The 22055-nt window shown below is 65.2% G+C and carries 19 protein-coding genes; 5 read left to right on the top strand and 14 right to left on the bottom strand.

Going from position 1 to position 22055, the window contains the following annotated elements:
* The 4 genes from V3C33_13895 to V3C33_13910 all read right to left on the bottom strand — a co-directional run bounded on the left by V3C33_13895 (position 1) and on the right by V3C33_13910 (position 5120).
* The gene (locus tag V3C33_13895; GenBank protein ID XAS66573.1) at positions 1–1524 is read right to left on the bottom strand and encodes an aldehyde dehydrogenase family protein; all 1524 of its coding nucleotides are present in this window, start codon (positions 1522–1524) and stop codon (positions 1–3) included.
* A 166-nt stretch (positions 1525–1690) separates the two neighbouring features.
* The gene (locus V3C33_13900) at positions 1691–2035 is read right to left on the bottom strand and encodes a DUF1801 domain-containing protein (GenBank protein XAS66574.1); all 345 of its coding nucleotides are present in this window, start codon (positions 2033–2035) and stop codon (positions 1691–1693) included.
* Between the two features lie 65 nt (positions 2036–2100).
* On the bottom strand, positions 2101–3471 hold the full coding sequence (locus tag V3C33_13905; GenBank protein XAS66575.1) for a GAF domain-containing protein: 1371 nt from the start codon (positions 3469–3471) through the stop codon (positions 2101–2103).
* Positions 3472–3683: 212 nt separating this feature from the next.
* A complete protein-coding gene (locus tag V3C33_13910; protein ID XAS66576.1) occupies positions 3684–5120 on the bottom strand; it encodes an FAD-dependent oxidoreductase in 1437 nt (478 codons plus the stop codon).
* 226 nt (positions 5121–5346) lie between these two features.
* On the opposite strand from V3C33_13910, the gene rarD reads away from it, so the two are divergent.
* On the top strand, positions 5347–6306 hold the full coding sequence (rarD, locus tag V3C33_13915; GenBank protein ID XAS69742.1) for an EamA family transporter RarD: 960 nt from the start codon (positions 5347–5349) through the stop codon (positions 6304–6306).
* Between the two features lie 36 nt (positions 6307–6342).
* Here rarD and V3C33_13920 read toward each other — a convergent pair whose 3' ends face one another.
* The 3 genes from V3C33_13920 to V3C33_13930 form a co-directional block, all read right to left on the bottom strand.
* Positions 6343–7215, bottom strand: coding sequence for a universal stress protein (locus V3C33_13920; protein XAS66577.1), 873 nt, complete (start codon positions 7213–7215; stop codon positions 6343–6345).
* A gap of 254 nt (positions 7216–7469) precedes the next feature.
* Entirely contained in the window at positions 7470–8825 is a 1356-nt protein-coding gene (gabT, locus tag V3C33_13925; protein ID XAS66578.1) for a 4-aminobutyrate--2-oxoglutarate transaminase, read from the bottom strand.
* A gap of 60 nt (positions 8826–8885) precedes the next feature.
* Complete coding sequence (locus V3C33_13930) at positions 8886–10316, bottom strand: gamma-aminobutyraldehyde dehydrogenase (protein XAS66579.1); 1431 nt, start codon at positions 10314–10316, stop codon at positions 8886–8888.
* 158 nt (positions 10317–10474) lie between these two features.
* On the opposite strand from V3C33_13930, the gene V3C33_13935 reads away from it, so the two are divergent.
* From V3C33_13935 to V3C33_13950, 4 genes are all read left to right on the top strand, one after another.
* Positions 10475–11911: a PucR family transcriptional regulator ligand-binding domain-containing protein gene (locus V3C33_13935; protein ID XAS66580.1), complete on the top strand. Its 1437-nt coding sequence runs from the start codon at positions 10475–10477 to the stop codon at positions 11909–11911.
* A gap of 137 nt (positions 11912–12048) precedes the next feature.
* Positions 12049–13305 carry an MFS transporter gene (locus V3C33_13940; GenBank protein XAS66581.1) on the top strand — a complete coding sequence of 419 codons (1257 nt, stop codon included), beginning with the start codon at positions 12049–12051 and terminating at the stop codon, positions 13303–13305.
* Positions 13302–13982 carry a FadR/GntR family transcriptional regulator gene (locus tag V3C33_13945; GenBank protein XAS66582.1) on the top strand — a complete coding sequence of 227 codons (681 nt, stop codon included), beginning with the start codon at positions 13302–13304 and terminating at the stop codon, positions 13980–13982. Before V3C33_13940 ends, V3C33_13945 begins: the two co-directional genes overlap by 4 nt.
* Positions 13983–14157: 175 nt before the next feature.
* Complete coding sequence (locus V3C33_13950; GenBank protein ID XAS66583.1) at positions 14158–14775, top strand: hypothetical protein; 618 nt, start codon at positions 14158–14160, stop codon at positions 14773–14775.
* Between the two features lie 104 nt (positions 14776–14879).
* On the opposite strand, the gene V3C33_13955 is transcribed toward V3C33_13950, so the two are convergent.
* The 7 genes from V3C33_13955 to V3C33_13985 form a co-directional block, all read right to left on the bottom strand.
* Positions 14880–16346, bottom strand: a complete 1467-nt coding sequence (locus V3C33_13955) for an FAD-dependent oxidoreductase (protein ID XAS66584.1) — start codon at positions 16344–16346, stop codon at positions 14880–14882.
* A 129-nt stretch (positions 16347–16475) separates the two neighbouring features.
* Positions 16476–17747, bottom strand: a complete 1272-nt coding sequence (gene cobA, locus V3C33_13960; GenBank protein ID XAS66585.1) for a uroporphyrinogen-III C-methyltransferase — start codon at positions 17745–17747, stop codon at positions 16476–16478.
* Positions 17748–17837: 90 nt separating this feature from the next.
* Complete coding sequence (locus tag V3C33_13965; protein ID XAS66586.1) at positions 17838–18482, bottom strand: DNA alkylation repair protein; 645 nt, start codon at positions 18480–18482, stop codon at positions 17838–17840.
* A 102-nt stretch (positions 18483–18584) separates the two neighbouring features.
* Positions 18585–18740, bottom strand: coding sequence for a hypothetical protein (locus V3C33_13970; GenBank protein XAS66587.1), 156 nt, complete (start codon positions 18738–18740; stop codon positions 18585–18587).
* A gap of 118 nt (positions 18741–18858) precedes the next feature.
* Positions 18859–19860, bottom strand: a complete 1002-nt coding sequence (locus V3C33_13975) for an ABC transporter permease (GenBank protein XAS66588.1) — start codon at positions 19858–19860, stop codon at positions 18859–18861.
* Complete coding sequence (locus tag V3C33_13980; protein XAS66589.1) at positions 19850–20575, bottom strand: ABC transporter ATP-binding protein; 726 nt, start codon at positions 20573–20575, stop codon at positions 19850–19852. The genes V3C33_13975 and V3C33_13980 overlap by 11 nt, the downstream gene beginning before the upstream one ends.
* 77 nt (positions 20576–20652) lie before the next feature.
* Positions 20653–21849 carry an ABC transporter substrate-binding protein gene (locus tag V3C33_13985; protein XAS66590.1) on the bottom strand — a complete coding sequence of 399 codons (1197 nt, stop codon included), beginning with the start codon at positions 21847–21849 and terminating at the stop codon, positions 20653–20655.
* Positions 21850–22055 lie beyond the last annotated feature (206 nt).

Here is a 22055-nt window from a genome sequence, read left to right on the forward strand (position 1 = left end):
TTAGAAGAAGCCGAGCTTGTTTTCGTTGTAGCTGACCAGGAGGTTCTTGGTCTGCTGGTAGTGGTCCAGCATCATGGAGTGGTTTTCACGTCCGATGCCCGAGGACTTGTAGCCGCCGAACGCGGCACCGGCCGGGTAGGCGTGGTAGTTGTTGACCCACACGCGGCCGGCCTGGATCTCGCGGCCTGCGCGGTACGCCACGTTGCCGTTGCGGGACCAGACGCCGGCGCCGAGGCCGTAGAGGGTGTCGTTGGCGATTCCCATGGCGTCGTTGTAGTCGCTGAAGCGCGTCACCGAGACCACCGGTCCGAAGATCTCCTCCTGGAAGATGCGCATCCTGTTGTGGCCCTCGAAGATGGTGGGCTGGACGTAGTAGCCACCGGCCAGGTCCCCGGGCAGCTCGGCGCGGGCACCGCCCGTGAGCAGCTTGGCACCCTCCTGCTTCCCGATGTCGATGTAGGAAAGGATCTTTTCGAGCTGGTCGTTGGAGGCCTGCGCGCCGAGCTGCGTGTGAGTGTCCAGCGGGTTGCCCTGGATGATCTTCTCCACCCGGGCCACGGCGTCGGCCATGAAGGAATCGTAGATGTCGTCCTGGACCAGGGCGCGGGACGGGCAGGTGCAGACTTCGCCCTGGTTGAAGGCAAAGAGCGCGAAGCCTTCCTGCGCTTTGTCGTAGAACGCATCGTTGGAGTCCGCAACGTCGTTGAAGAAGATGTTGGGGCTCTTGCCGCCCAGTTCCAGTGTGACCGGAATGAGGTTCTGGCTGGCGTACTGGCTGATCAGCCGGCCGGTGCTGGTCTCGCCGGTGAAGGCGATCTTGCGGATCCGGGGGCTGGAGGCCAGCGGTTTTCCGGCCTCCACGCCGAAGCCGTTGACCACGTTGAGAACGCCGGCCGGCAACAGATCGCCGATCAGTTCCATCAGCACCAGGATGGACGACGGCGTCTGCTCAGCGGGCTTGAGGACCACGGCGTTGCCTGCCGCGAGTGCCGGCGCCAGCTTCCAGACGGCCATCAGGATGGGGAAGTTCCAGGGGATGATCTGGCCCACGACGCCGAGGGGCTCGTGGTAGTGGTAGGCCGTGGTGTCGTCGTCCAGCTGGGAAAGCCGGCCTTCCTGTGCACGGACGGCGCTGGCGAAGTAGCGGAAGTGGTCCGCTGCCAGCGGGATGTCGGCGTTGAGCGTCTCGCGGATCGGCTTGCCATTGTCCCAGGACTCGGCCACAGCCAGCATTTCGACGTTCTCGTCGATCCGGTCGGCGATCTTGTTCAGGATCGCGGCCCGCTCGGCCACGGAGGTCTTGCCCCAGGACGGTGCGATCTTGTGGGCGGCGTCCAGCGCCAGTTCAATGTCTTCCGCGGTGCCGCGGGCCACCTCGCAGAAGGCCTTGCCGGTGACGGGCGTGATGTTTTCAAAGTACTGGCCCTTGACGGGAGGGACCCACTCGCCGCCGATCCAGTTCTCGTAGCGGTCCTTGAACGTGACCTTCGAGCCCTCCGTACCGGGCTGTGCATAGACAGTCATTGCTAGCTCCTTTGCTGCGCATGATGGTGGCGATCACCGTTGCCTTCAGCGTAGGAGCCGGGAGGTTGCAGTCAGGTTGCAACCCTGTGAGTCAGCTCACGTTCCATGCCCTGCGGCGGCCCTGCGGCGGGTGCCGCGCGGCGGCCCTGCGGCGGGTGCCGCGCGGCTACTCCGCTGCCAGGGACTGTGCCTGCCGCGCCCACTCCAGGACCGCCGCCTCATCCACTTCATCCGGGCTGGCGTATTTGATCACGGCCATCTGGTTGGATGCCGGCTTCAGGTCGCCCGGATCGGCAAACTGCTGGCCCTGCCAGAACATCAGCGTCACGAACCTGGGATAAGGCTTGTAGCCCACCAACGGGTCCTTGCCCCGGAACCACACGGGATGCCCGTGCCACACCTTCGCTTCGCTCCCGGGCAGCCCGCGCCCGATCAGCGGCTCAAGTTTCCTGGCAACCTCGGCAATGGTTCCGTCAAGGCCCCGGTTGAATTCCTCGATGGTGGCTGGCACGGTGCTTCCTTCCGCTGGCGGCGTGTTGATTAGATGTGTTGACTAACAGTGCGGTGCCGCGGGCGTCACGCGCTCAGTTCGGTTTCCAGGCGTTCAAGATCTGCGACGACGGCGGCCCGCTTGGGCGAGCGCGGCGGCAGGAGCTTCAACGCGGCAATGCGGACGCCGACGTCGTCCCTTGCCTCGGGCAGCCCGGCGTACTTGAGCAGCGACTCAGCGCTGCCGTCCGTCAAGACGGCCTCGCGCATCAGCGAGGAGACGCGGTCCCGCAGTTCCACGATGCCGGGAGCTTCAGAACGTGGCAGTACGGCCCCGCGGTAGATTTCCAGGGCGATCCGGTGCGCTCCGCGCTGCAGGCAGTTCAGCACCTGTCCGCTGTCCGGGACCAGGTCCATGGTGAGTTTGTAGGGGCGCGATTCCGGGACGGCAGCGGGGTTGAGTTGCTGCAGGATCTTGCGCAGCCGCACCATCTCCGCGCGCAGGGTCATGGTGGAGCCGTCGCCCGGATAGAGCAGGACACTGAGTTCCTCGGCGCTGAGTCCGTCGGGATGGGTGCTCAACAGGGCAAGGATTTCGCTGTGCCGCGCGGACAACGGCATGGTCCGGCCCTCAATGCTCAGGAGCGCCTGGTCGCGCCCCAGAACCTGCAGGCTGTTGCGGTACAGGCTGCTTTCAGAGGCGTTTCCGGATTTTGCCGCGGAACCGGAGTTCCGCCGTCGTGCGGGTGTCCGCGACTGGGATGCCGCCAGCTGAAGCCGTTCCACGCGCAGCTGCGCCTGCGCTGCTGCAACCGTTGCTTCCACGAGCGAGAGCGTATGCGGGGCCACCGCCGACGCCGTTCCCGTGATGTCCACAACCCCCAGCAGCGCGCCGGAGTCCGGGTCGTGGAACGGGACGGCCGTGCAGCTCCACGGGTGAACGGAGCGTTTGTAGTGTTCTGCACCGGAAATCTGGATTCCCCGGCCCAGCGCCAGTGCGGTGCCGGGGGCGCTGGTGCCTACCGTGGCCTCGGACCAGTCGGCGCCCGGGACGAACATCATGCCCTCGGCGCGGCGCAGCATCACGGGATCGCCCTCCACCCAGAGCAGCCGGCCCACTTCGTCGCCGACGGCCACGAGCAGTCCGCTGTCATGGCTGGGCTGGACCAGAAGTTTGTGGATCACCGGCATGATGGCGGCGAGCGGGTGCTGGCGGCGGTATTCCTCAAGCTCTTCCCGGTCCATGGCCAGCGGCGCCTCGGGGTTGTCCGGATTTGCGTGGAGCTCGGCAGACCGCTGCCACGATTCCTGGATCAGGCTCCGCAGACCCGGAATCTCCTGTGCCTGGGGGGAAACCAGGCTCTTGACACCGAGGTGCTCATGACCCGCCAGGGCATTGCGCTGGATCAGCTCCGCAGCGTCGCCGCCGGGTGCCGCCGGATGGATCAGGTTCCTCATCGAACTCCCACCTGCCGGGCACATGAAAAAGCCCGACAAAATCTAGTCCGGCCAGTCTACCGGGGCTTGCCCTCCCCGGCTATGGCGTTACCCGCCGGGCACCCTACCGGGGGCGACCGGCGAACTCAGGTCAACGAAGGTTCCGTCCGGGCAGCGGACGTAGGAGACCGTCTGGCCCCACTTAATTTCCTGTCCGCCTGACGCAGTGTGCATCAGGCGCGGGAGATGTCGATCATTTCCTCGCGCGGAACAACCTTGACGCGTTCACGCACGACGCCGTCGGCCGCCTCGGATTCCGACCATGCGGCCCCGAGGGCTGCTTCGTGCGCATTGAGCTTGTTCCAGCCTTCCCAGGTGGTGTATTCGATGCCGCGTTCTTCCAGGAGGTGGATGATGGCCTGCGGATCCGGGTTCTTCGCCGGGGGCAGCGTCAGCCGGTCTTCGAGCAGGAATCCAATGGTTTCCAGGGCGTCGCCCTTGGTGTGCCCGATCAGGCCCACGGGTCCGCGCTTGATCCAGCCCGTGGCGTAGATGCCGGGAACAGGGTTGCCGCCGGCATCCAGGACACGGCCGCCTTCGTTGGGGACCACACCGCGCCTGGCATCGTATTCCAGCTCGTCCAGCGGGGAGCCGTGGTAGCCGACTGCGCGGTACACCGCCTGCACGGGGTATTGCGGGAACTCCCCGGTGCCTTTGACATTTCCCGTGCCGTCCAGCTGCATGCGCTCAAACTTGATGCCGGTAACGCGCCCGGGGTGCGCCGCGTCGTCGACAATCTCAACGGGGCTGTGCAGGAAATGCAGGTGCAGGCGGCGGGAGGAAGGCTGCTCCGCTTCGGCGTGTTCCTCCACGAGCCAGTTGGTCATGGTGTTGACCATGGTCTTGATCTGGTTGTTGCTGCGGATGGCGTCGTCCGAGGCTTCATCGAATTCGAAGTCCTCCGGGTACAGCACGATGTCCACATCCTCGGCGTGGCTTAGTTCGCGCAGTTCCAGGGGTGTGAACTTCACCTGGGCCGGGCCGCGGCGGCCGAAGACGTGCACATCAGTGACCGGGGAGTTCTTCAGGGCCCGGTAGACGTTGTCCGGAATTTCGGTGACCAGTAGTTCGTCAGCGTGCTTGACCAGCATGCGGGCCACATCCAGGGCCACATTCCCGTTGCCGATCACCGCTATTTCCTTGGCATCCAGCGGCCAGTCGCGGGGGACGTCCGGGTGGCCGTCATACCAGGAGACGAAGTCCGCGCCGCCGAAGGAGCCTTCCAGCTCGACGCCGGCCACGTTTAGGTCAGCGTCCTTGATGGCTCCAGTGGAGAAGATCACTGCGTCGTAGAAGGCGCGGAAGTCGTGCAGTGTGACGTCGCGGCCATAGGTGACGTTGCCCAGGAAACGGATATCGCCTCGGTCCAGGACTTTGTGGAGCGCATTCACGATTCCCTTGATGCGGGGATGGTCAGGTGCCACGCCGTAACGGATCAGTCCATAGGGAGCCGGGTAAGCCTCGAAGAGATCGATGCTGACCTCGAAGTCGCCGTCCTTGACCTCGTTGGACTTGGTCAGGATGTCCGCAGCATAGACACCGGCCGGTCCTGCGCCCACAATGGCGACGCGGAGAGGACGTTTGGAGGTGGTTTCGGCTGAGTTGGACACCGGGAGCCCTTCTGGAACATGGAGACTGCGCCTGATCAGTTAGCGCACAGTTTCCTATTCTAATTGTCCACGGGATCCCGCGGTGAACCCCGTGACGCAGATCGCACCCGACTGATCTCCCGGGGCACAGCTGAACGGGAGGAATACTGTCCCGGAAGATGGTGTTATTGATCTTGTGCCTACCCCCGATACGTCCCAGTCCCGTTCCGCCGTAGCTGCTCCGGTCTTGAAGTCCCCCGGTCCGGCCACAACGGCGGTCAAGGCCGTGGACAGGGAGTCGAGGGCGGGGATCCTCTTCGGCATCGGCGCCTACGGGCTGTGGGGGCTGCTGCCGCTGTACTTCTTTGTGCTGCAGCCTGCGGGGGCCGTTGAAATCGTGGCCAACCGTGTGGTCTGGTCCCTCTTGTTCTGCACCCTGCTGATCACCGTCACCCGGTCCTGGCGGGTACTGGCAGCGGCATTCCGGGACCGTTCAGTTCTGTCGACACTCGGCATTGCCGCCGGACTCATCGCGGTGAACTGGCTGACCTATACCTACGGCGTGACCACCGGGCAGGCCGTAGAAGCCTCGCTCGGGTATTTCATCAACCCCCTCGTGTCCGTATTGCTCGGTGTGTTCGTCCTCAAGGAGACGCTCCGCCCCCTGCAATGGGCCGCCGTCGGAATCGGTTTTATTGCCGTGGCCGTACTCACCGTGTCCTACGGAAAGCTGCCTTGGATCGCCTTGACCCTGGCTTTGAGCTTCGGCCTGTACGGCTTCGTAAAAAAGCGTGTTGGCCGCAAGGTGGACGCGATCACCAGCCTCACTGTGGAGACCGTGGTCCTCACACCCTTGGCAGCCGCCACCATGATTTTCCTGGCCGTCAGCGGAACCGCCACACTGGCCGACAACGGCGCCGGTCACTTCTGGCTGCTGGCGGCCTCAGGAATCATCACCGCCGTACCGCTGCTGTTCTTCGGGGCGTCGGCCCGCAGGCTGCCCATGACCACCATCGGCCTGCTGCAGTATTTCGCTCCGCTGCTGCAGTTTGTTGTGGCACTGGTTGTTTTCAGGGAAGCCATGACCACGGACCGCTGGATCGGGTTCAGCATCGTCTGGCTGGCACTGCTGGTCCTTACGGTGGACATGCTGCTGACGGCCCGGAAGAACTCCATCGCGAAGAAGCTGACCCGCCGGTCCGCCTGACGCTCCCGCACCCACGCGAGTACCGGTACTGCTGGCTCAGGCTTCCGGGATGGAGTCAACCCGGACATAGTCCCGCGGCACAACCACCATAGGCACAGGCAGAGCGCGCAGCACCTTGTTGGCGGTACTGCCGATAAACATCCGGTTCTTTTCCGCGAGACGTGAAGATCCCACCACCAGGATCTCGCCATCGTCCCATTCCAGGCCGTCAATGGCTTCCTCGATAGTGCGCCCGTGGGCCACCACAACGCTGACATCGTGCCCTGCGGGGAGCCGGTGCGCTGCATTGGTGAGAACTGTGTTGGCGTGGATGTGTGCGGCGTTGACTGGTTCGCCGCTGTCGCCGGAAGCATCGAGCTCCACCAGGGACACCAGCCGCAGCGGCACGCCCCGCCGGTTGGCGGCGCCGATCGCCGTGTCAATTGCTTCAGTGGCCCCGGAGCGCTTCCCCACGGCAAGAGTCAGCCGTGTTATGGCCTCGGTCCGCTGGTAGCCACGCGGCGCCAGTGCCACCGGTGCGGGCGCGGCATGCAGCAGCGCGTTGGCCACGCTGCCCACGGTGAAACGCTTGAAGAGTCCGTTCCTGGCCGCACCCACCACAATCAGGCCGGCTTGGAGTTCCACCGCCGCGTCAATGAGGCCGGCGGCAAACGATTCGGCATCCCGGACGTGGAATTCGGCGTCGATGCCCTCCGGCACAAGCGCCAGCCCCTCACGCCGGGCTGTCAGCACGGCCTGCTCAGCAGCGCTGACCCGGCTGCCGTCCGGGTTCAGCGCCACATACGGGGCGTCCTTTTTCACAACATAGACAAGATCCAGATGGGCGCCCTGCGCCCGGGCCATGGATGATGCCAGGGCGACGGCGTCCGCGCCGCGCTCGTTTGGTGTGTAGCCAACTACGTATCGCATGGAACCCCTCTTCGGTTTCAGGCAGACGCCAGCAGCGCCAGGTTTCCCGGCGACGCTGTCCGGTCTGCGTTCGTGCAGTGGTAGGGATGACTCTACCCGCGCAGCAGCTGCCCGGGCGCTCCCTTCTGCGGGGCGATTCTGCCGGGCGATTCTGCCGGGCGATTCCAGCCCGCCTGCGCGTCGCACGGCCACTTAAACGCAGGAAGGATGGACAGAGCCGGGGCTATGTCCATCCTTCTTTGCGCGGGTGAGGGCTAGGCGTTGGCCTTGATGGCTGCGGCAAGGACATCCAGGCCGTCGTTCAGCAGCTCGTCGCTGATGACCAGCGGCGGCAGCAGACGGATCACGTTCCCGTAGGTGCCGCACGTCAGGATGATGACGCCTTCCTTGAGGCACGCGGCAGCCACAGCCTTGGTGAGGTCCGCAGCCGGCTCGTTGGTGCCGGCCTTGACCAGCTCAATGGCCAGCATGGCGCCGCGGCCGCGGATGTCACCGATCACGGGGACCTCCTCAGCCAAAGTGCGCAGGCGCGCCACAGCAATTTCCTCGATGTGGCGGGCCCGGGCGTTCAGGTCGTACTCCTCCATGGAGCCGATTGCGGCGAGTGCCGCGGCGCAGGCCACCGGATTGCCGCCGTAGGTGCCGCCCAGGCCGCCGGGGTGCACGGCGTCGAGCAGTTCCGCGCGGCCGGTGATGGCCGACAGCGGCATGCCGCCGGCGATCCCCTTGGCCATGGTGATGATGTCCGGGACAACACCCTCGTGGTTGACAGCGAACCATTCACCGGTGCGGCAGAACCCGGACTGGACCTCGTCAGCGATGAACACAACGCCCTTGTCCTTGGCCCAGGAAGCCAGCGCCGGCAGGAAGCCGTCCGCCGGGACAATAAAGCCGCCCTCGCCCTGGATGGGCTCGATGATGATCGCGGCAACCTGCTCGCCGCCGATCTGCTTTTCGATCATGGTGATGGCGCGCTGGGCCGCCTGGGCACCAGTGATCTCCGGGTTTTCCTCGCGGAAGGGGTAGCTCATGGGCATGCGGTAGACCTCGGGCGCGAACGGGCCGAAGTTGGTCTTGTACGGCATCGCCTTGGCGGTCAGCGCCATGGTCAGGTTGGTGCGGCCGTGGTAGGCGTGGTCAAAGGCGACGACGGCGTCACGCCCCGTGGCCAGGCGGGCCACCTTGACCGCGTTTTCCACGGCCTCGGCACCGGAGTTGAAGAGCACGGTGCGCTTTTCGTGGCTGCCCGGGGTGAGGCGGTTAAGCTGCTCGGCGACGGCGACATAGCCTTCGTAGGGCGTGACCATGAAGCAGGTGTGCGTGAAGTGCTCCACGGCTTCCTTCACGGCACCCACGACGGCGGGATCAGACGCTCCGACGCTGGTCACGGCAATGCCGGAACCCAGGTCAATGAACGAGTTGCCGTCGACGTCGTGGATGATGCCGCCGTCGGCGTCTGCCACATAAACCGGGACGCTGGAGGCGACGCCGGCGGCAACAACTGCCTTGCGCCGCTCGGCCAGGGCCACGGATTTGGGACCCGGGAAGTCGGCCTGGACGCGGCGCTTCTGCTCGAGACGGTAGGTGATTTCATTGGCGGTTGTAGTCATGGGACTGCCTTTCTGGATCTGTGCCTGGGTCGCCGCACGCTCGACCACGGGAAGAGTGAACTAGGAGTCGAGCGCGGACATCACGTGCTTGATGCGCGTGTAGTCCTCGACGCCGTACATGGAGAGGTCCTTGCCGTAGCCGGACTGTTTGAAGCCGCCGTGGGGCATTTCGGCGGTGAGCAGGATGTGGGTGTTGATCCACACCGCGCCGAAGTCCAGATCGCGGCTCACCCGCATGGCTGTGCCGTGGTCGGTGGTCCAGACGCTGGACGCGAGGGCGTATTCGACGTCGTTGGCCAGCTCCACTGCTTCTTCCTCAGTACTGAACTTCTGGACTGTGATGACGGGGCCGAAGGTTTCCTGCTGGACCACGCTGTCAGTCTGCTTGGCGCCGGTGATGATGGTGGGCTCGAAGAAGAAGCCCTTGTCCCCGGCGCGGTGGCCGCCGGTTTCGATCTTGCAGTTCGCCGGGAGCGACTCCACCACGGCGTTGACCGCGTTGAAATGGTTCACGTTGTTGAGCGGACCGAAGTAATTGTCTTCATCGTTCTGCGAGCCGGTGTGCAGCGTTTTGGTGTGTTCCACCATGGCTGCCACAACGTCGTCGTGGACCGAATCCTCAACGAGCACGCGGGTGATCGCCGTGCAGTCCTGGCCGGCGTTGAAGAACGCGAACTCGGCGATCGCCGCGGCGCTCTTCTTGATATCGGCGTCCTTGAACACGATGGCGGGTGCCTTGCCGCCCAGTTCCAGGTGCGCGCGCTTGAGCCCCTTGGCGGCGCCGGAGGCAACCGCGATGCCGGCGCGGACGGAACCGGTGATGGAGACCAGGCCGGGGACCTTGTGCTCCACCATCAGGGCGCCGGTTGCACCCGTGCCCAGGACAACGTTGAGCACGCCGGCTGGGAAGATCTCCGCCGCCAGTTTGGCGAGCACCAGAGTGGATTCCGGTGTGGTGTCGGAAGGCTTCAGCACCACGGTGTTGCCGGCCGCGAGGGCGGGACCGATCTTCCAGATAGCCATCAGGAAGGGGTAGTTCCACGGTGCCACCTGGGCCACAACGCCGATCGGCTCGCGCCGGACGTAAGAGGTGTGACCCTCGAAGTATTCGCCGGCGGACTTGCCTTCGAGAATGCGTGCGGCGCCTGCGAAGAACCTCAACTGGTCCGCGCCGGCCGCGACTTCCTCCGAGGCAATCAGGGAACGGACCTGGCCCGTGTTGCGGTGCTGGGCGTCCACGAGTTCGTCGCTGTTGGCTTCCACGGCGTCGGCAAGCTTGAGCAGCATCAGCTGCCGCTGGCCTGGAGTGGTGTGCTTCCAGCTCTTGAAGGCATCCTTGGCGGCCGTCATTGCGGCGTCGACATCGGCCTCCACGGAGATGGGCGATTTGGCCACCACTTCGCCGTTGGTGGGATTCACGACGTCGAGCAGCGCTGTGCCGGCGGGGGTGACGAACTCGCCATTGATGAAGTTCTGCAAGGTTTGAACCACGGTGTACAACCTCTTTCGTACTGGCCCATCAGGTGTGAGCATTGGTGATGCGACTGCCTCGAGCCTATGCCAGGGCATGAACACTGGGAATAGCCACCTGCACACCCTTGAGGGAAGTGTTTAGTGCGGTTGACCAGCCTGCGGCTATTCTGGTGGACATGGCAATCTCCCTCGCCGCCCTGTTGGCCGTGAACTCGCTGAAACTGAAGAAGTCAGGGCTGGCCGAGACCACCTGGCATCAGGACATCCACTGGGTTGCGGTCACCGAGCAGGAGGATCCGCAGCGCTTCCTGAACGGCGGCGAGCTGGTCCTCACCACCGGCATGCGGCTGCGGAGCGCTCCGGAGCAGCGCCGCTTTGTGCGCCAGGTCCAGCGCGCCGGCGCCGTGGGGATCGGATTCGGTGTGGGATTAACGCACGACGCCGTCCCGCCGGCTTTGATCGCCGAAGCCAACCGCTGGGGCCTGCCGGTGGTCGAGGTCCCGTACGAGACCCCGTTTATTGCCATCGGAAAGCTCGTGGCCGACGCGCAATCGGCAGATCACTACGCCAAGCTGGAACGGCTTATAGCCGGGCACCAGATTCTCGCACGCGCCCTCCTGACCGGCGGCGGGCTCTCCGAACTGCTCAAGCATCTCGCCACCATGCTCCGCACTGACATTGTGCTGACCCAGTTCACGGCACAGCTGTACAACAGCGGCACCGGGCACCCCACAGCGGACAGCTGGTCCTCCTACCCGATTCCCACCGGTCGCCGGGATGCCTGCACGCTGTGGGCAAAGCAGCCCTTCGAGGATTCCGGCATAGTGGGTTACGCCCAGAACCTCATCAGCGTTGAGCTCAACAACATGGTCAAACAGCGCCAGGCCCAACGGGCGTTGGCCGGCCAGGTCCTGGAGGACGTGATCCACGGGACGCTGGAGCCCAGCGAAGCCTCGCGCCGGCTCGCCGGCATCGGCGTCAACAGCACCCGGAAAAACGTGGTCCTCCTTGCCGTGTCCGCCGCGCACCACAAGCAGGTGGTGAGCACATCGGTACCGCGGCTGCTCGAGAACGCAGTGGCCGCCGTCGTCGGGAAGGATCTGGTTGTTGTTATTCACGACGACGGCAGCGGTGCCGCCGCGCTGGCCCGGAGCCTGGGCGATCACCTGGCCGAGGCCGGAATCCACGCCACGATCGGCATCGGCGGGGCCTACACCAAACCGAACGGGCTGCGCTGGAGCTATTTCGAAGCCCGTGACGCCGCGAGCCGCGGATTGCCGGTCAATGAGCCGGAACGCCTGAGCCTGACCTCGCTGTTGCTGGCAAGTGAGGACGTGCCTCTGGCGGACATGGCCAATGAATCCCTGGATCCGCTGCGGAACTTCGACGCCGCCCACGGCTCGGAGCTGATGACCACGCTGGAGAGCTACTTGAGCAACAACGGCTCGGTGGCCGCCGTCGCCGAAGCCCTCACGCTGCACCGGAATACCGTCCGGTACCGGCTGGCGCAGATCACCGAAATGACCGGCTATGATCCCTCGGTCACGGCAGACCGGGTGCAGTTGTGGCTGGCGCTGGCGGTGTCCCGGCTGGGCGCACGGCACCCGGTCTGATCCCTCCGCTGAAGAGCAACGCGGGGTCATTTACGGCCCATGCCGGGTCCTCAGATGGGCCGTAAGTGACCCCGCGTTGCTGGAGACATTCCCCACAGAAGGCTAGACATCAAACGTCTAACGTCTAATCTTTAAGAATGGCAAACGGCACGGAAGCATCCACAGAGACCTCACCAACACCCTCTCCCGGCGCGGCAGCACGCCGTCGACCGGTGGTAGTCGTCGCGGGGTTGGTCGCTGTAGTCCTGATCGGCCTGAATCTCCGCGCCGGTATCACCAGCGCTGCTGCCCTGTTCCACGACCTGCAGGAAATGCTCGGCTACGGCGCACTGGTGGCCTCGGTCCTGCCCGCCATTCCCTTGCTGTGCTTCGCCTTTGCCGGACTGGGAACGTCCTGGCTGGCGCGAAGGATCGGCGTGGAGAAGTCCATCCTGGTGGCACTCTTCCTGCTCGCGGCCGGCCTGCTGATCCGCGCGGTTCCCACCACCGGGGCGCTGCTGGCGGGAACCGTCGTGGCCATGTCGGGGCTTGCCGTCTGCAATGTGGCCATGCCGTCGTTCATCCGCGAGCACTACGCGTCCAGGACCTCCCTGATGACGGGGCTGTACACCTTCACCATGTCAGGCGGAGCCACACTGGCGGCCGCAGTCAGCGTGCCGCTGGCGCAACAGCTGGGCTCGCCGTCCCTGGGCCTGGCCATGTGGGGGATCCTCGGCGTCGCTGCCCTGCTCGGCTTCCTGCCCGTGGTGCTCCATACCCACCGGAACTCGTCCCGGAAAGACACGGCGCGGGTGTCCATGTTGCCCTTGCTGCGCACTCGGCTGGGCTTCCTGATCACCGCAATCTTCACGTTCCAGGCCTTCCTGGCCTATGGCCTGATGAGCTGGTTCGCCTACATTTTGACCAGCGAAGGCCTGGGCGCGGCCGAAAGCGGTCTGCAGTTCGGCCTGATGCAACTCGTCTCTGTCGCCGCAGGCATGCTGCTGCTGGCTCTCGGATCCCGCAGGGGGATGCTTCGCCCGGCCATGTACATCTCCAGCGGCTCCACGGTGGCAGGCGTTGCCGCCATGCTGTGGCTGCCGACGTCACTTGCAGCGGTTCCCGCCGTGCTGGTGGGCGTGGGGCTGGGCATCTTTCCGCTGGTACTGATGATCATCAGCCGCAGCGGCCGTTCGACCGCGGAGACCACCGCCCTCTCCACCATTGCGCAGTCACTGGGTTACCTGATCGCTGCTCTGGGCCCGTTCGGCGTCGGAATCCTGCACAGTGCCACAGGCACCTGGACCCTGCCATTGGGGCTGCTGATTGTCATCGGCGGAGCACTGATGGTGTCCTGCCACCTGCTGACCAGCAAGCGCACCCGGCTGACCGCCGGGCCCCGGAGCGTCGCATGAGCCTCACGCCCTCGCATCGACAGCCCCTCGCCGAGGAAGTCACGGCCAAACTGCGCCAGATGATCCACTCCGGGGAATGGCCCGTGCAGCACCGGATTCCCGCCGAACCCGAACTCATGGCCGGGCTCGGCGTTTCCCGCGGGACCCTGCGCGAAGCCATCAAGGCCCTTGCCCACAGCGGGATGCTGGAGGTCAGGCGCGGCGATGGCACCTATGTGCGCTCCACCAGCGAGATCTCCGGCGCGGCCCAGCGGATGTACAAGGATCATACGCAGGAGCACATCCTGGAAGTCCGGGTGGGGCTGGACACACAGGCCGCGAGGCTGGCCGCACGCCACGCCACGGCCGCTGACGCCGCTGCCATGCGCCAGCTCCTGGACCTCCGCCGGGACGCCTGGCATTCCGAAGACTACGCCGCTTGGGCCCGCGCCGACTGGGATTTCCACGAACTGGTGGCCCAGTCCTCCGGCAACCCGCTGCTGCACGAACTGTATGTCAGTTTCGGCGGCGTCTTCCACGATGACCTCCTCCGGCAGCAACGCCGCGGCGGCTTCAACGGGTTGCCGCACGAAGGCCATGGCGAACTGGTGGAGGCCATCGAGGCCCGGAATGAGGCAGCCGCCGTCGCCAGCGTCAACCGCAACCTGAACTCCTGCGCGGAGTGGCTCCACGAATAGGGGGACCCATTCGTGGGGCCCATTCGTGGGGTCTGCCGGTGCCTTCCCAGGGTTTTCCCAAGGTTTTTACAAGGTTCTGAACCCATGCTCTGACAAATGGGGCCAGCACCCGGGGACCGGCGTCTGCGCCTGCTGGCTCCGTCATATAGTCCTTCAACCAGTTGGAGGTACCCCCATGACTTACAGTAAAGCTGCTGGAACTGCTGGAGCTGCTGGAACTGCTGGAGCTGCCGGAACTGCTGGAGCTGTCCGGCAACGCATCCCGGACAGGAGCCGCCGGCTCGTCGCAATTCTGAGCATTTGCGCCGCCATAGCGTGGGCCATCTCCGTCCTGCTCGGCACCGTGGTCCATGTACAAGGTCCGACCCATGCAATTGCCTCAGCCGTCCATATTTTGTCCATGGTTGTTGCTTTCGGAGCCATCCTCCTCGTCGACTGGCACGGATTCCTCTGGCTGATCGGCCGCCGTGAACTTTCCGAGACGATCCGCCTGGACGGTGCAGCCAGTCCGCTCATCTGGATCGGAATCGGCGGAATGCTGGTCACCGGAGTATTTCTGAGCCCGAATCTGGGCAACCCGCTGACTGTGTTCAAGCTGGTTGCCGTCCTGGTCCTCATCATCAATGGCATCATGCTGATTCCCCTGATGCGGCGCCTGGTCATTATGCCGCCCACCACGTCATTCGGAGGACTCACCCCTGGCCAGCGCTTTCACATGCTGGCGTGCCTGTCGGTGTCGCAGCTGTGCTGGTGGTCGGCGATCCTCATCGGATTCGCCAACGCCTTGTTCTGAACACGCCTCCAAACACCAACGCGGGGTCACCTAGCGCCCATTAATCCGACTGGAATGGGCTGTAAGTGACCCCGCGTTGAGGTTGAGTCGACGTTTAAGTCAGCTCAGACGTTTGCGGCAACCCCGTCGCGGGAAATAGCGACCATGTCCGCGCGCGGCACAACCTTGATGCGTTCGCGCTTGACCTCCACGCCGTGCGAACCGCCGGCCGCTGTGGCCTCGGCGCCCAGAGCAAGTTCGTGCGCGTCCAGTGCCAGCCAGCCTTCCCAGCTGGTGTACTGCACGCCGCGGCTTTCAAGAAGTTCGACGACGGCGCTGGCCCCGGGTGCCTCGGCAACCGGCAGGTTTTCGCGGTCTTCCAGGAGGTAGGTCACGGTTTCCAGGGCGTCGCCCTTGGTGTGGCCGATGAGTCCCACTGGGCCGCGCTTGATCCAGCCGGTGGCATAGATGCCCGGAATGTGTTCGCCGGACGCATCCAGCACGCGGCCGCCGGCGTTCGGGACCACGCCCTTTTTGTGGTCGAACTCGACCTCCGGAAGGGCCGAACCGAAGTAGCCGATCGCGCGATACACGGCCTGGACCGGGTAGTCCACAAACTCGCCGGTTCCGCGGGCGTTGCCCGTGCCGTCCAGCTCGGTGCGCTCGAACTTCATGCCGGTGACGCGGCCGGGGGCATCGGCGTCGTCGTAAATCTCTACAGGGCTGTGCAGGAAGTGCAGGTGAAGGCGGCGGGAGGCCGTGAGTTCGGAGAGGTCTTCCGGCTGCTCGGCGATCCAGTTGGTGAGGGTGCCCACCATGGTTTTGATCTGGTTGTTGCTCTGGATCTGGCGGTCCGATTCCTCATCGAACTCGAAGTCCTCGGCGTACAGGATGATGTCCACGTCCTTGGAGTGGGACAGTTCGCGCAGCTCCAGCGGGGTGAACTTCACCTGGGCGGGGCCGCGGCGGCCGAACACGTGGACGTCCGTGACGGGCGAGGCCTTCAGCCCGGCGTAGACGTTTTCCGGGATCTCGGAAACCAGCAGATCGTCGGCGTGCTTGGAGAGGACCCGGGCCACATCAAGTGCCACGTTGCCGTTGCCGATCACCGCGACTTCCTTGGCGTCCAGCGGCCATTCGCGGGCAACATCGGGGTGCCCGTCGTACCAGGACACGAAGTCTGCGCCGCCGTAGGAACCCTCGAGCTCGATGCCAGGGATGTTCAGGTCCGCGTCCTTAATGGCGCCGGTGGCGAAGATGACGGCGTCGTAGTGGGTGCGCAGGTCCTCGATGGACAGGTCCGTGCCGTAGTCCACGTTGCCGAAGAAGCGGATGTCGCCGCGGTCCAGAACCTTGTGCAGTGCCTTGACGATGCCCTTGATGCGGGGGTGGTCCGGCGCAACTCCGTAGCGGATCAGGCCGTAGGGTGCCGGGTAGCGGTCAAAGAGGTCGATGCTCACGGTCAGCTCGCCGTTCTTGACGGCTTCGCTCTTGGTGAGGATGTCCGCGGCGTAGACACCTGCCGGGCCGGAGCCGACGACGGCCACTCGCATAGGGCGGGCGGCAGTTCCTACGGTGGTGCTGATTGACACGGCTGTGTTCCTTTTTCTTCGGTCCCGCCCAACTAGGTAGCAGCAGGTGTCGTTTTGACGGCTCAAAACGACATCTAATGCGAGCTAGTTGGGTGAGCGGGGGCTTCGGGCGGGGGTTACGGGCGGGGGTTACGGTGTGAGGACGCGGGGGCTGTTGGGGGTGGTGGTGCTGTAGTCGGCGGTCTTGAAGTGCGACGGCGCGAACGGGCTGACGCGTACCACGTCACCGATCACAATCACGGCAGGATTCGCGACGCCGGTGGCCTGGGCCTGGTCTGCGATGCTGCCGAGAGTACCGATGGTCACGCGCTGGTCCGGCAAGTAGCCGTTTTCCACAATACCAACCGGGGTCTCCAGCGGCAGACCCGCGAACGCGAGCGCGGCCGCCGATTCGCGGAGCTGGGACACTCCCATCAGCAGCACGATCGTGTGGTCTGCGCGCGCCGGAACCTCGGACAGCTCCTCATGGCCGGTGACCACGCTGAAGCCCTTGGCCAGCCCGCGGTGAGTAACAGGGATGCCGGCGGCTGCGGGGACGGAAATCGCCGACGTCACGCCGGAAACCACTGCAACCTCGACGCCGTTCTGCCGGCAGAATTCTGCTTCCTCGCCGCCGCGGCCCAGTACGTAGGGGTCGCCGCCCTTGAGCCTTACAACCCGGTTTCCGGCGAGAGCCTCATCCACAAGAATCCGGTTGATCTCCGACTGGGGGACGGGATGGTGGCCGGGGGTCTTCCCTACCTCGATCACGCGCACATCGGGGGCAAGTTCGCTGAGGAGTTCGCGCGGGCCGAGGCGGTCGGCTACAACAACATCCGCCTGGCCAAGCAGCCGGCGGCCGCGGACGGTGATGAGCCCGGTATCGCCGGGGCCTCCGCCAACCAAGGCAACAGAACCGGCAGGGGCGGTGTCTTTCGAAACACGTCGACGGCGCAGCGGCAGGTCGCCCGTTTCCAGGGCGGTTGCAACAGCGTCGCGCAGGGCCATGGCACGGCGCGGATCTCCCCCGGCGTTGACGGCAATCTTGACGTCGTCCACCACGGCGACAGCTGGAGTCCACGCGGCCGAGGCCTCGTGGTCGGAGGCGTTGACGCACCAGATGCGCTGCGCTTCCGAGTCAGCCGCCACCTGGCTGTCCACAGCGGGAGTGCCAGTGGCGGTCTGAACGAACCAGACGCCGTCGACGTCCGACGAAACGTAAGGGCGCGGCTCCCAGACAAGCAGGCCGGCGTCGGCCAGTTCGGTGAGCGCGGCCGAGGCAACAGGCGCCACAACAGTGACGAGGGCGCCTGCGTCCAGCAGCCCTTTGGCCCGGCGCGTCGCCACGGGTCCGCCGCCCACCACCAGCACGGGGCGGCCCAATAGCCGCAGTGCCGTGGGGTAAATGTCCTGAATTGCCATAGATCGACGATAGAGGGGCGCCACAATCCCCAGCAACGGCGGCGGAAACACCAGTTCACGTAAGGTAACGCTGCGTCACATAGGGCCGCCTCAAAAAGGCGGAATCAGCGGCTTTTCAGGCCCAGATAGTGCTCGCGCTGCGACTTGTCCAGGTGCTCGATCGAGTATCGGAGCGCTGTCCGCGGCATGGTGGCCGCGTGCGCGTCCAGAAAGTCGAGGAGCCGACGGCGGTCCGCGGCCGGCGTCGCGGACCCACCCGCCGAGCGCCTTGTGGATGAGGTCCTCTTTGTCTCCGAGCAGAAGTTCCGCGATGGCGAAGGTGTCCGCCAGGTCGCCGCTGCGCAGGAACCGGGACGTAGCCACGATGGCCGTTCGGCGCTCCCACATGTCAGCCGAGCGGGCCAGTTGGTAGAGAACATCGCGGGGCTTGTCCATTAGCCAGCCGTCGACGATCCGTCCGGCGCCCAGGTCCACGAGGTCCCAGTTGTTGATGCGGTCATGCCGGCGCCGATACAGCTCATAAAGCCCGCGGCAACGGACTTCGGGAGTTTTCTTCCCCGAGGCCTGGAGCGCCATGATCTTGACGGCACAGGCACGGGCCTCATGGATGTCCTGCTCCAGCAGCGTCTCGATCTCCGGCAGCTCCATGGCGGCGAATTCCTTGCCGAGCGTGAAGACCTCGCCCATGCGGACGCCCATAAAGTAGTCGCCCTCCGCGTAGTCCCCGGGGTCCATCTTGAAGTAGCGGCGGTACTTGGCCTGTTCGGCGTCCGATTGCAGGGCGCCGGGGACTCCGAAATGTCTAGCGACCGGCGAGGTAGCGGCCCCGCTCTCTAATCAGCCGGCCTCGATCAGCCCTGACGTCACTCCCCCGACGGCGCGTTCCCGCGAGGCCTGCATGGAGCCGAGGTGTTCGTCGATGCTTCGTGCGAGGTCGAAGAGACGCTCTCGGGCCATGGCGGATTCGGTGCGGCACACAAAGCTGACGGTCATGCCACCAGCCTGCCAGACAGCAACGCGGGGTCACTTACGGCCCATGTCGCCAGGGATTATGGGCCGTAAGTGACCCCGCGTTGCAGCGCGTTGCAGGGAGTTGAAGGGGGTCCGGGGTTTAGCGGGTGCTGCCCGCCAGGAGGCCACGGCGCTGAAGGAGCCGCTTCTCCACCGGGGCGAAAACCAGCAGTTCGATCATGATGCCCACGGCGAGGATCAGCAGGATGGCTGACATCACCATGGTCATGTCGGCGAGGTCGCGGCCCTGGTTCAGCATGGAGCCGAGCCCGAAGCCGATGGTGCCCCCCACGGCGATGATTTCCGCGGCCATGAGCGAGCGCCAGGAGAAGGCCCAGCCCTGCTTGAGTCCGCTGAGGTATCCCGGAAGCGCTGCAGGCAGGACAATCTGCAGCGCCATTTGCACTCTGGATGCGCCGAGCACGGTGCCCACGCTGCGGTACTGCGGCGGGATCTGGTCCACGCCGGAGATGAGCCCGTTGATGATCGAAGGAATGGCGCCCATGAACACCACGAAGTAGACGGTGGCGTCCGTGAGGCCGAACCAGATGATTGCAGCAGGCACCCAGGCCACGGAAGGCAGGACCTGCAGCCCGGAAATCAGCGGGCCAAATGCACGGCGCAAGGGTGCAACCTGAGCCAGCAGGAGTCCAACGGGCGTCGCGATGGCAACGCTGATGAGGAAGCCAATCAGGCCCCTCTGCAGGGAGGTCCCCACGGCTTCCTGGAGCTTGCCCTCGCCCCAGAGAACTCCGAACTGGCCCAGTACATCCAACGGCCCGGGAACCAGGTCGCGGCGCTTGAGGCCAAGCGAAACGTAGAACTGCCAGATGATGATGAGGACCACCACGGCGGCCACCGGCAGCAGGACCCTGCTCCAGTCAACGCGCGTCTTCCGAAGCGTATCCGACTGCAGAGAGTCAAGCCCGGCTTCAAGCTCGCGCAGGTCTTCGGACCCGGACGAGGAGCGGGTGAGGGCAGCGGTGAGGTGCCGCGTTCCGGCGGGGGCGGCAATTGAGCTTGCAGAAATCGCGGTCGCAGCCGGCTCAACCACCGGACTCGTCTCGACGCGTGCAGCGTCGCTGGAAACCTTATTTGGCATGGCGGCGGATCTCCTCTCGCAGCCGGGCGGTGATGATCCCGGTCAGGTGTCCGGCAAGTCCGGCATCGGTTCGGTGTTCCTCGGAAACATCCCACTCCTCCACTACGCGGCCCGGGCGGGAGGACAGCAGCAACACGCGCTGGCCCAGCCGGACTGCTTCGCGGACGTTGTGCGTGACGAACACGATGGTGCGGCCGGTTTCCTTCCAGATCCGTTCCAGTTCGTCATGGAGCAGGTCTCGCGTGATCGCATCCAGGGCCGCGAAGGGCTCGTCCATAAGCAGCAGCTGACGGTCCTGAGCCAGGGACCGGGCCAGGGCCACGCGCTGGCGCATGCCGCCGGAGAGCTCATGCGGACGCTTGTCCCCGGCCCCGCCCAGGTGCACGAGATCCAGGAGCTCGTTCGCCTTCACCCGGCGCTCGGCCTTCCCGACACCGCGCAGCTTCAGGGCCAGCTCCACGTTTTCCCGGGCAGTCAGCCAGGGAAAGAGGGCCGCGTCCTGGAACATGAAGGCGGCGCCATCGCTGGGCACTTCCAGGGCGCCCGACGTCGGGGCCTCCAGCCCCGCCATGATGTTCAGCAGGGTGGACTTGCCGCAGCCGGACGCACCGAGCAGGGCGACGAACTCGCCCTGCCCGATGGTGGCGTTGACGTCGTCCAGCACCGGGGCGCCGTCGCCGAAGCGCTTGCCCAGGTTTTCCAGTACGACTGGCATGGTCCCGTCCTTCGTTTGTGGTGTCTGGCGGTGAAGCGTCATGGTGCATAGTGCGTGATGGTCCCTGGCGTGGAGTGCTAGTCCTTGCCGAGTCCCGCCGCGGAGGTCTTCTTGCCAGTGATCTGGTTGAGTGCCGTCAGGTCGAAGATGCCGTTGATGTCAGCCTGCTTGGTGGTGCCGGCGTCCACGCCGTCCTGGAGCAGCTTCTTGTAGGTGCCGGCCAGCGGATCCACCGTGAACAGAATGTTCTTGAGGGAGCGTTCGATGACGTCTGCCGGCAGGGCCTTGCCCGCAGTTGCCTTCAGGGCGGCGTTCAGCACGGTGGACTTCTCGGCTGCGGGCGTCTCATTGAGCCAGGCCACGGATTCCGTGTGGCCCTTCAGCAGCGCCTTGACGGTGTCCGGGTGTTCGGCCGCGAACTTCCTGTTCACAATGAGGATGGTGGTGGGGAATTCGCCAGGCTTGCCGGAAAGCGCACCGTCCCAGAGGTCCTTCTCGTCCACCAGGACCTTGGCGCCGGCCTGGAGCACCAGACGTGAGGCCCACGGCTCCGGCAGCCACGCGCCGTCGAGCTTTCCGTCCTGGAAAAGCTTCAGCGTCTGGGCGTTCTCCGTGGGGTTGATGGCAACGTCGCCGCTGCCGTCGGTGCTGGTTTTGTAGCCCTGCTTGCCCAGCCAGGCGCGGAGCGCGACATCCTGGGTGCCGCCGAGCTGCGGGCTGGCGAGCGTTTTTCCCTTGAGGTCGGCCGCGGACTTGATTTCCGGCTTCACCACCAGCTGCGCCCCGCCCGACGCTGCGCCGGCGATGATGCTGATCGACTCGCCCTTGCTCTTGACGTAGGAGTTGATGGCCGGGTTGGGGCCGATGTACGTGGCGTCGACGGCGCCGGCGTTCAGTGCCTCAATGGCGGCCGGCCCGGCGTTGAACACCTGGGTGCTGAGCTTCGTGCCTCCGTCTTCTCCAAGGGCCTTGGCAATGAAACCCTGGTTGACGCCTACAAGGGCGGGCGCGTGGGTGATGTTTCCGAAGTAGCCCAGCTTGAGCTCCGTGGCGGGCGTGGCGGCGGCGACCGCGGCCTCGGCAGGTTTGGCTTCGTTGTTGCGGGACACCGTGGATGCCACAGCGGCTCCTGCACCGATCAGCAAGACCAGGCCCACAGCCAGGCCGATCTCGAGGGTGCGCCTGCGCTTGGGCTTTGCGGTTTCGCCCGCGACGATGCGGGTGGTTCCAGGTACGGAATTCTCAGGCTTGGACGAGTCTGGGGTGGTTGACACGGTGCGGCTCCTGTTCTGGGAGGTGGATCTGGAGATGTTGCGGGGCGGGTGTTCAGCGCCTGCGACATCGATCCAGGGAAACCTGACCGGAGCTGCCGCAGAGCCATTCCGAAGTAGTCATGGATTCACCATAGGGAGTGTCATAAACCTGTTTCAATGGGCCGGAAACCCGGGGTCACGAAGGTTCACGCAACGTCACAATGGTG

It is taken from the genome of Micrococcaceae bacterium Sec5.7, assembly GCA_039636785.1.
In the GTDB taxonomy this organism is placed as follows: Bacteria; Actinomycetota; Actinomycetes; order Actinomycetales; family Micrococcaceae; genus Arthrobacter.

Coding starts and splice junctions, on each gene's coding strand:
- V3C33_13895 (XAS66573.1), bottom strand. CDS start 1,524: ATGACTGTCTATGCACAGCCCGGTACGGAGGGCTCGAAGGTCACGTTC.
- V3C33_13905 (XAS66575.1), bottom strand. CDS start 3,471: ATGAGGAACCTGATCCATCCGGCGGCACCCGGCGGCGACGCTGCGGAG.
- V3C33_13920 (XAS66577.1), bottom strand. CDS start 7,215: ATGCGATACGTAGTTGGCTACACACCAAACGAGCGCGGCGCGGACGCC.
- gabT (XAS66578.1), bottom strand. CDS start 8,825: ATGACTACAACCGCCAATGAAATCACCTACCGTCTCGAGCAGAAGCGC.
- V3C33_13935 (XAS66580.1), top strand. CDS start 10,475: ATGGCAATCTCCCTCGCCGCCCTGTTGGCCGTGAACTCGCTGAAACTG.
- V3C33_13940 (XAS66581.1), top strand. CDS start 12,049: ATGGCAAACGGCACGGAAGCATCCACAGAGACCTCACCAACACCCTCT.
- V3C33_13945 (XAS66582.1), top strand. CDS start 13,302: ATGAGCCTCACGCCCTCGCATCGACAGCCCCTCGCCGAGGAAGTCACG.
- V3C33_13950 (XAS66583.1), top strand. CDS start 14,158: ATGACTTACAGTAAAGCTGCTGGAACTGCTGGAGCTGCTGGAACTGCT.
- cobA (XAS66585.1), bottom strand. CDS start 17,747: ATGGCAATTCAGGACATTTACCCCACGGCACTGCGGCTATTGGGCCGC.
- V3C33_13965 (XAS66586.1), bottom strand. CDS start 18,482: ATGGACCCCGGGGACTACGCGGAGGGCGACTACTTTATGGGCGTCCGC.
- V3C33_13970 (XAS66587.1), bottom strand. CDS start 18,740: ATGACCGTCAGCTTTGTGTGCCGCACCGAATCCGCCATGGCCCGAGAG.
- V3C33_13975 (XAS66588.1), bottom strand. CDS start 19,860: ATGCCAAATAAGGTTTCCAGCGACGCTGCACGCGTCGAGACGAGTCCG.
- V3C33_13980 (XAS66589.1), bottom strand. CDS start 20,575: ATGCCAGTCGTACTGGAAAACCTGGGCAAGCGCTTCGGCGACGGCGCC.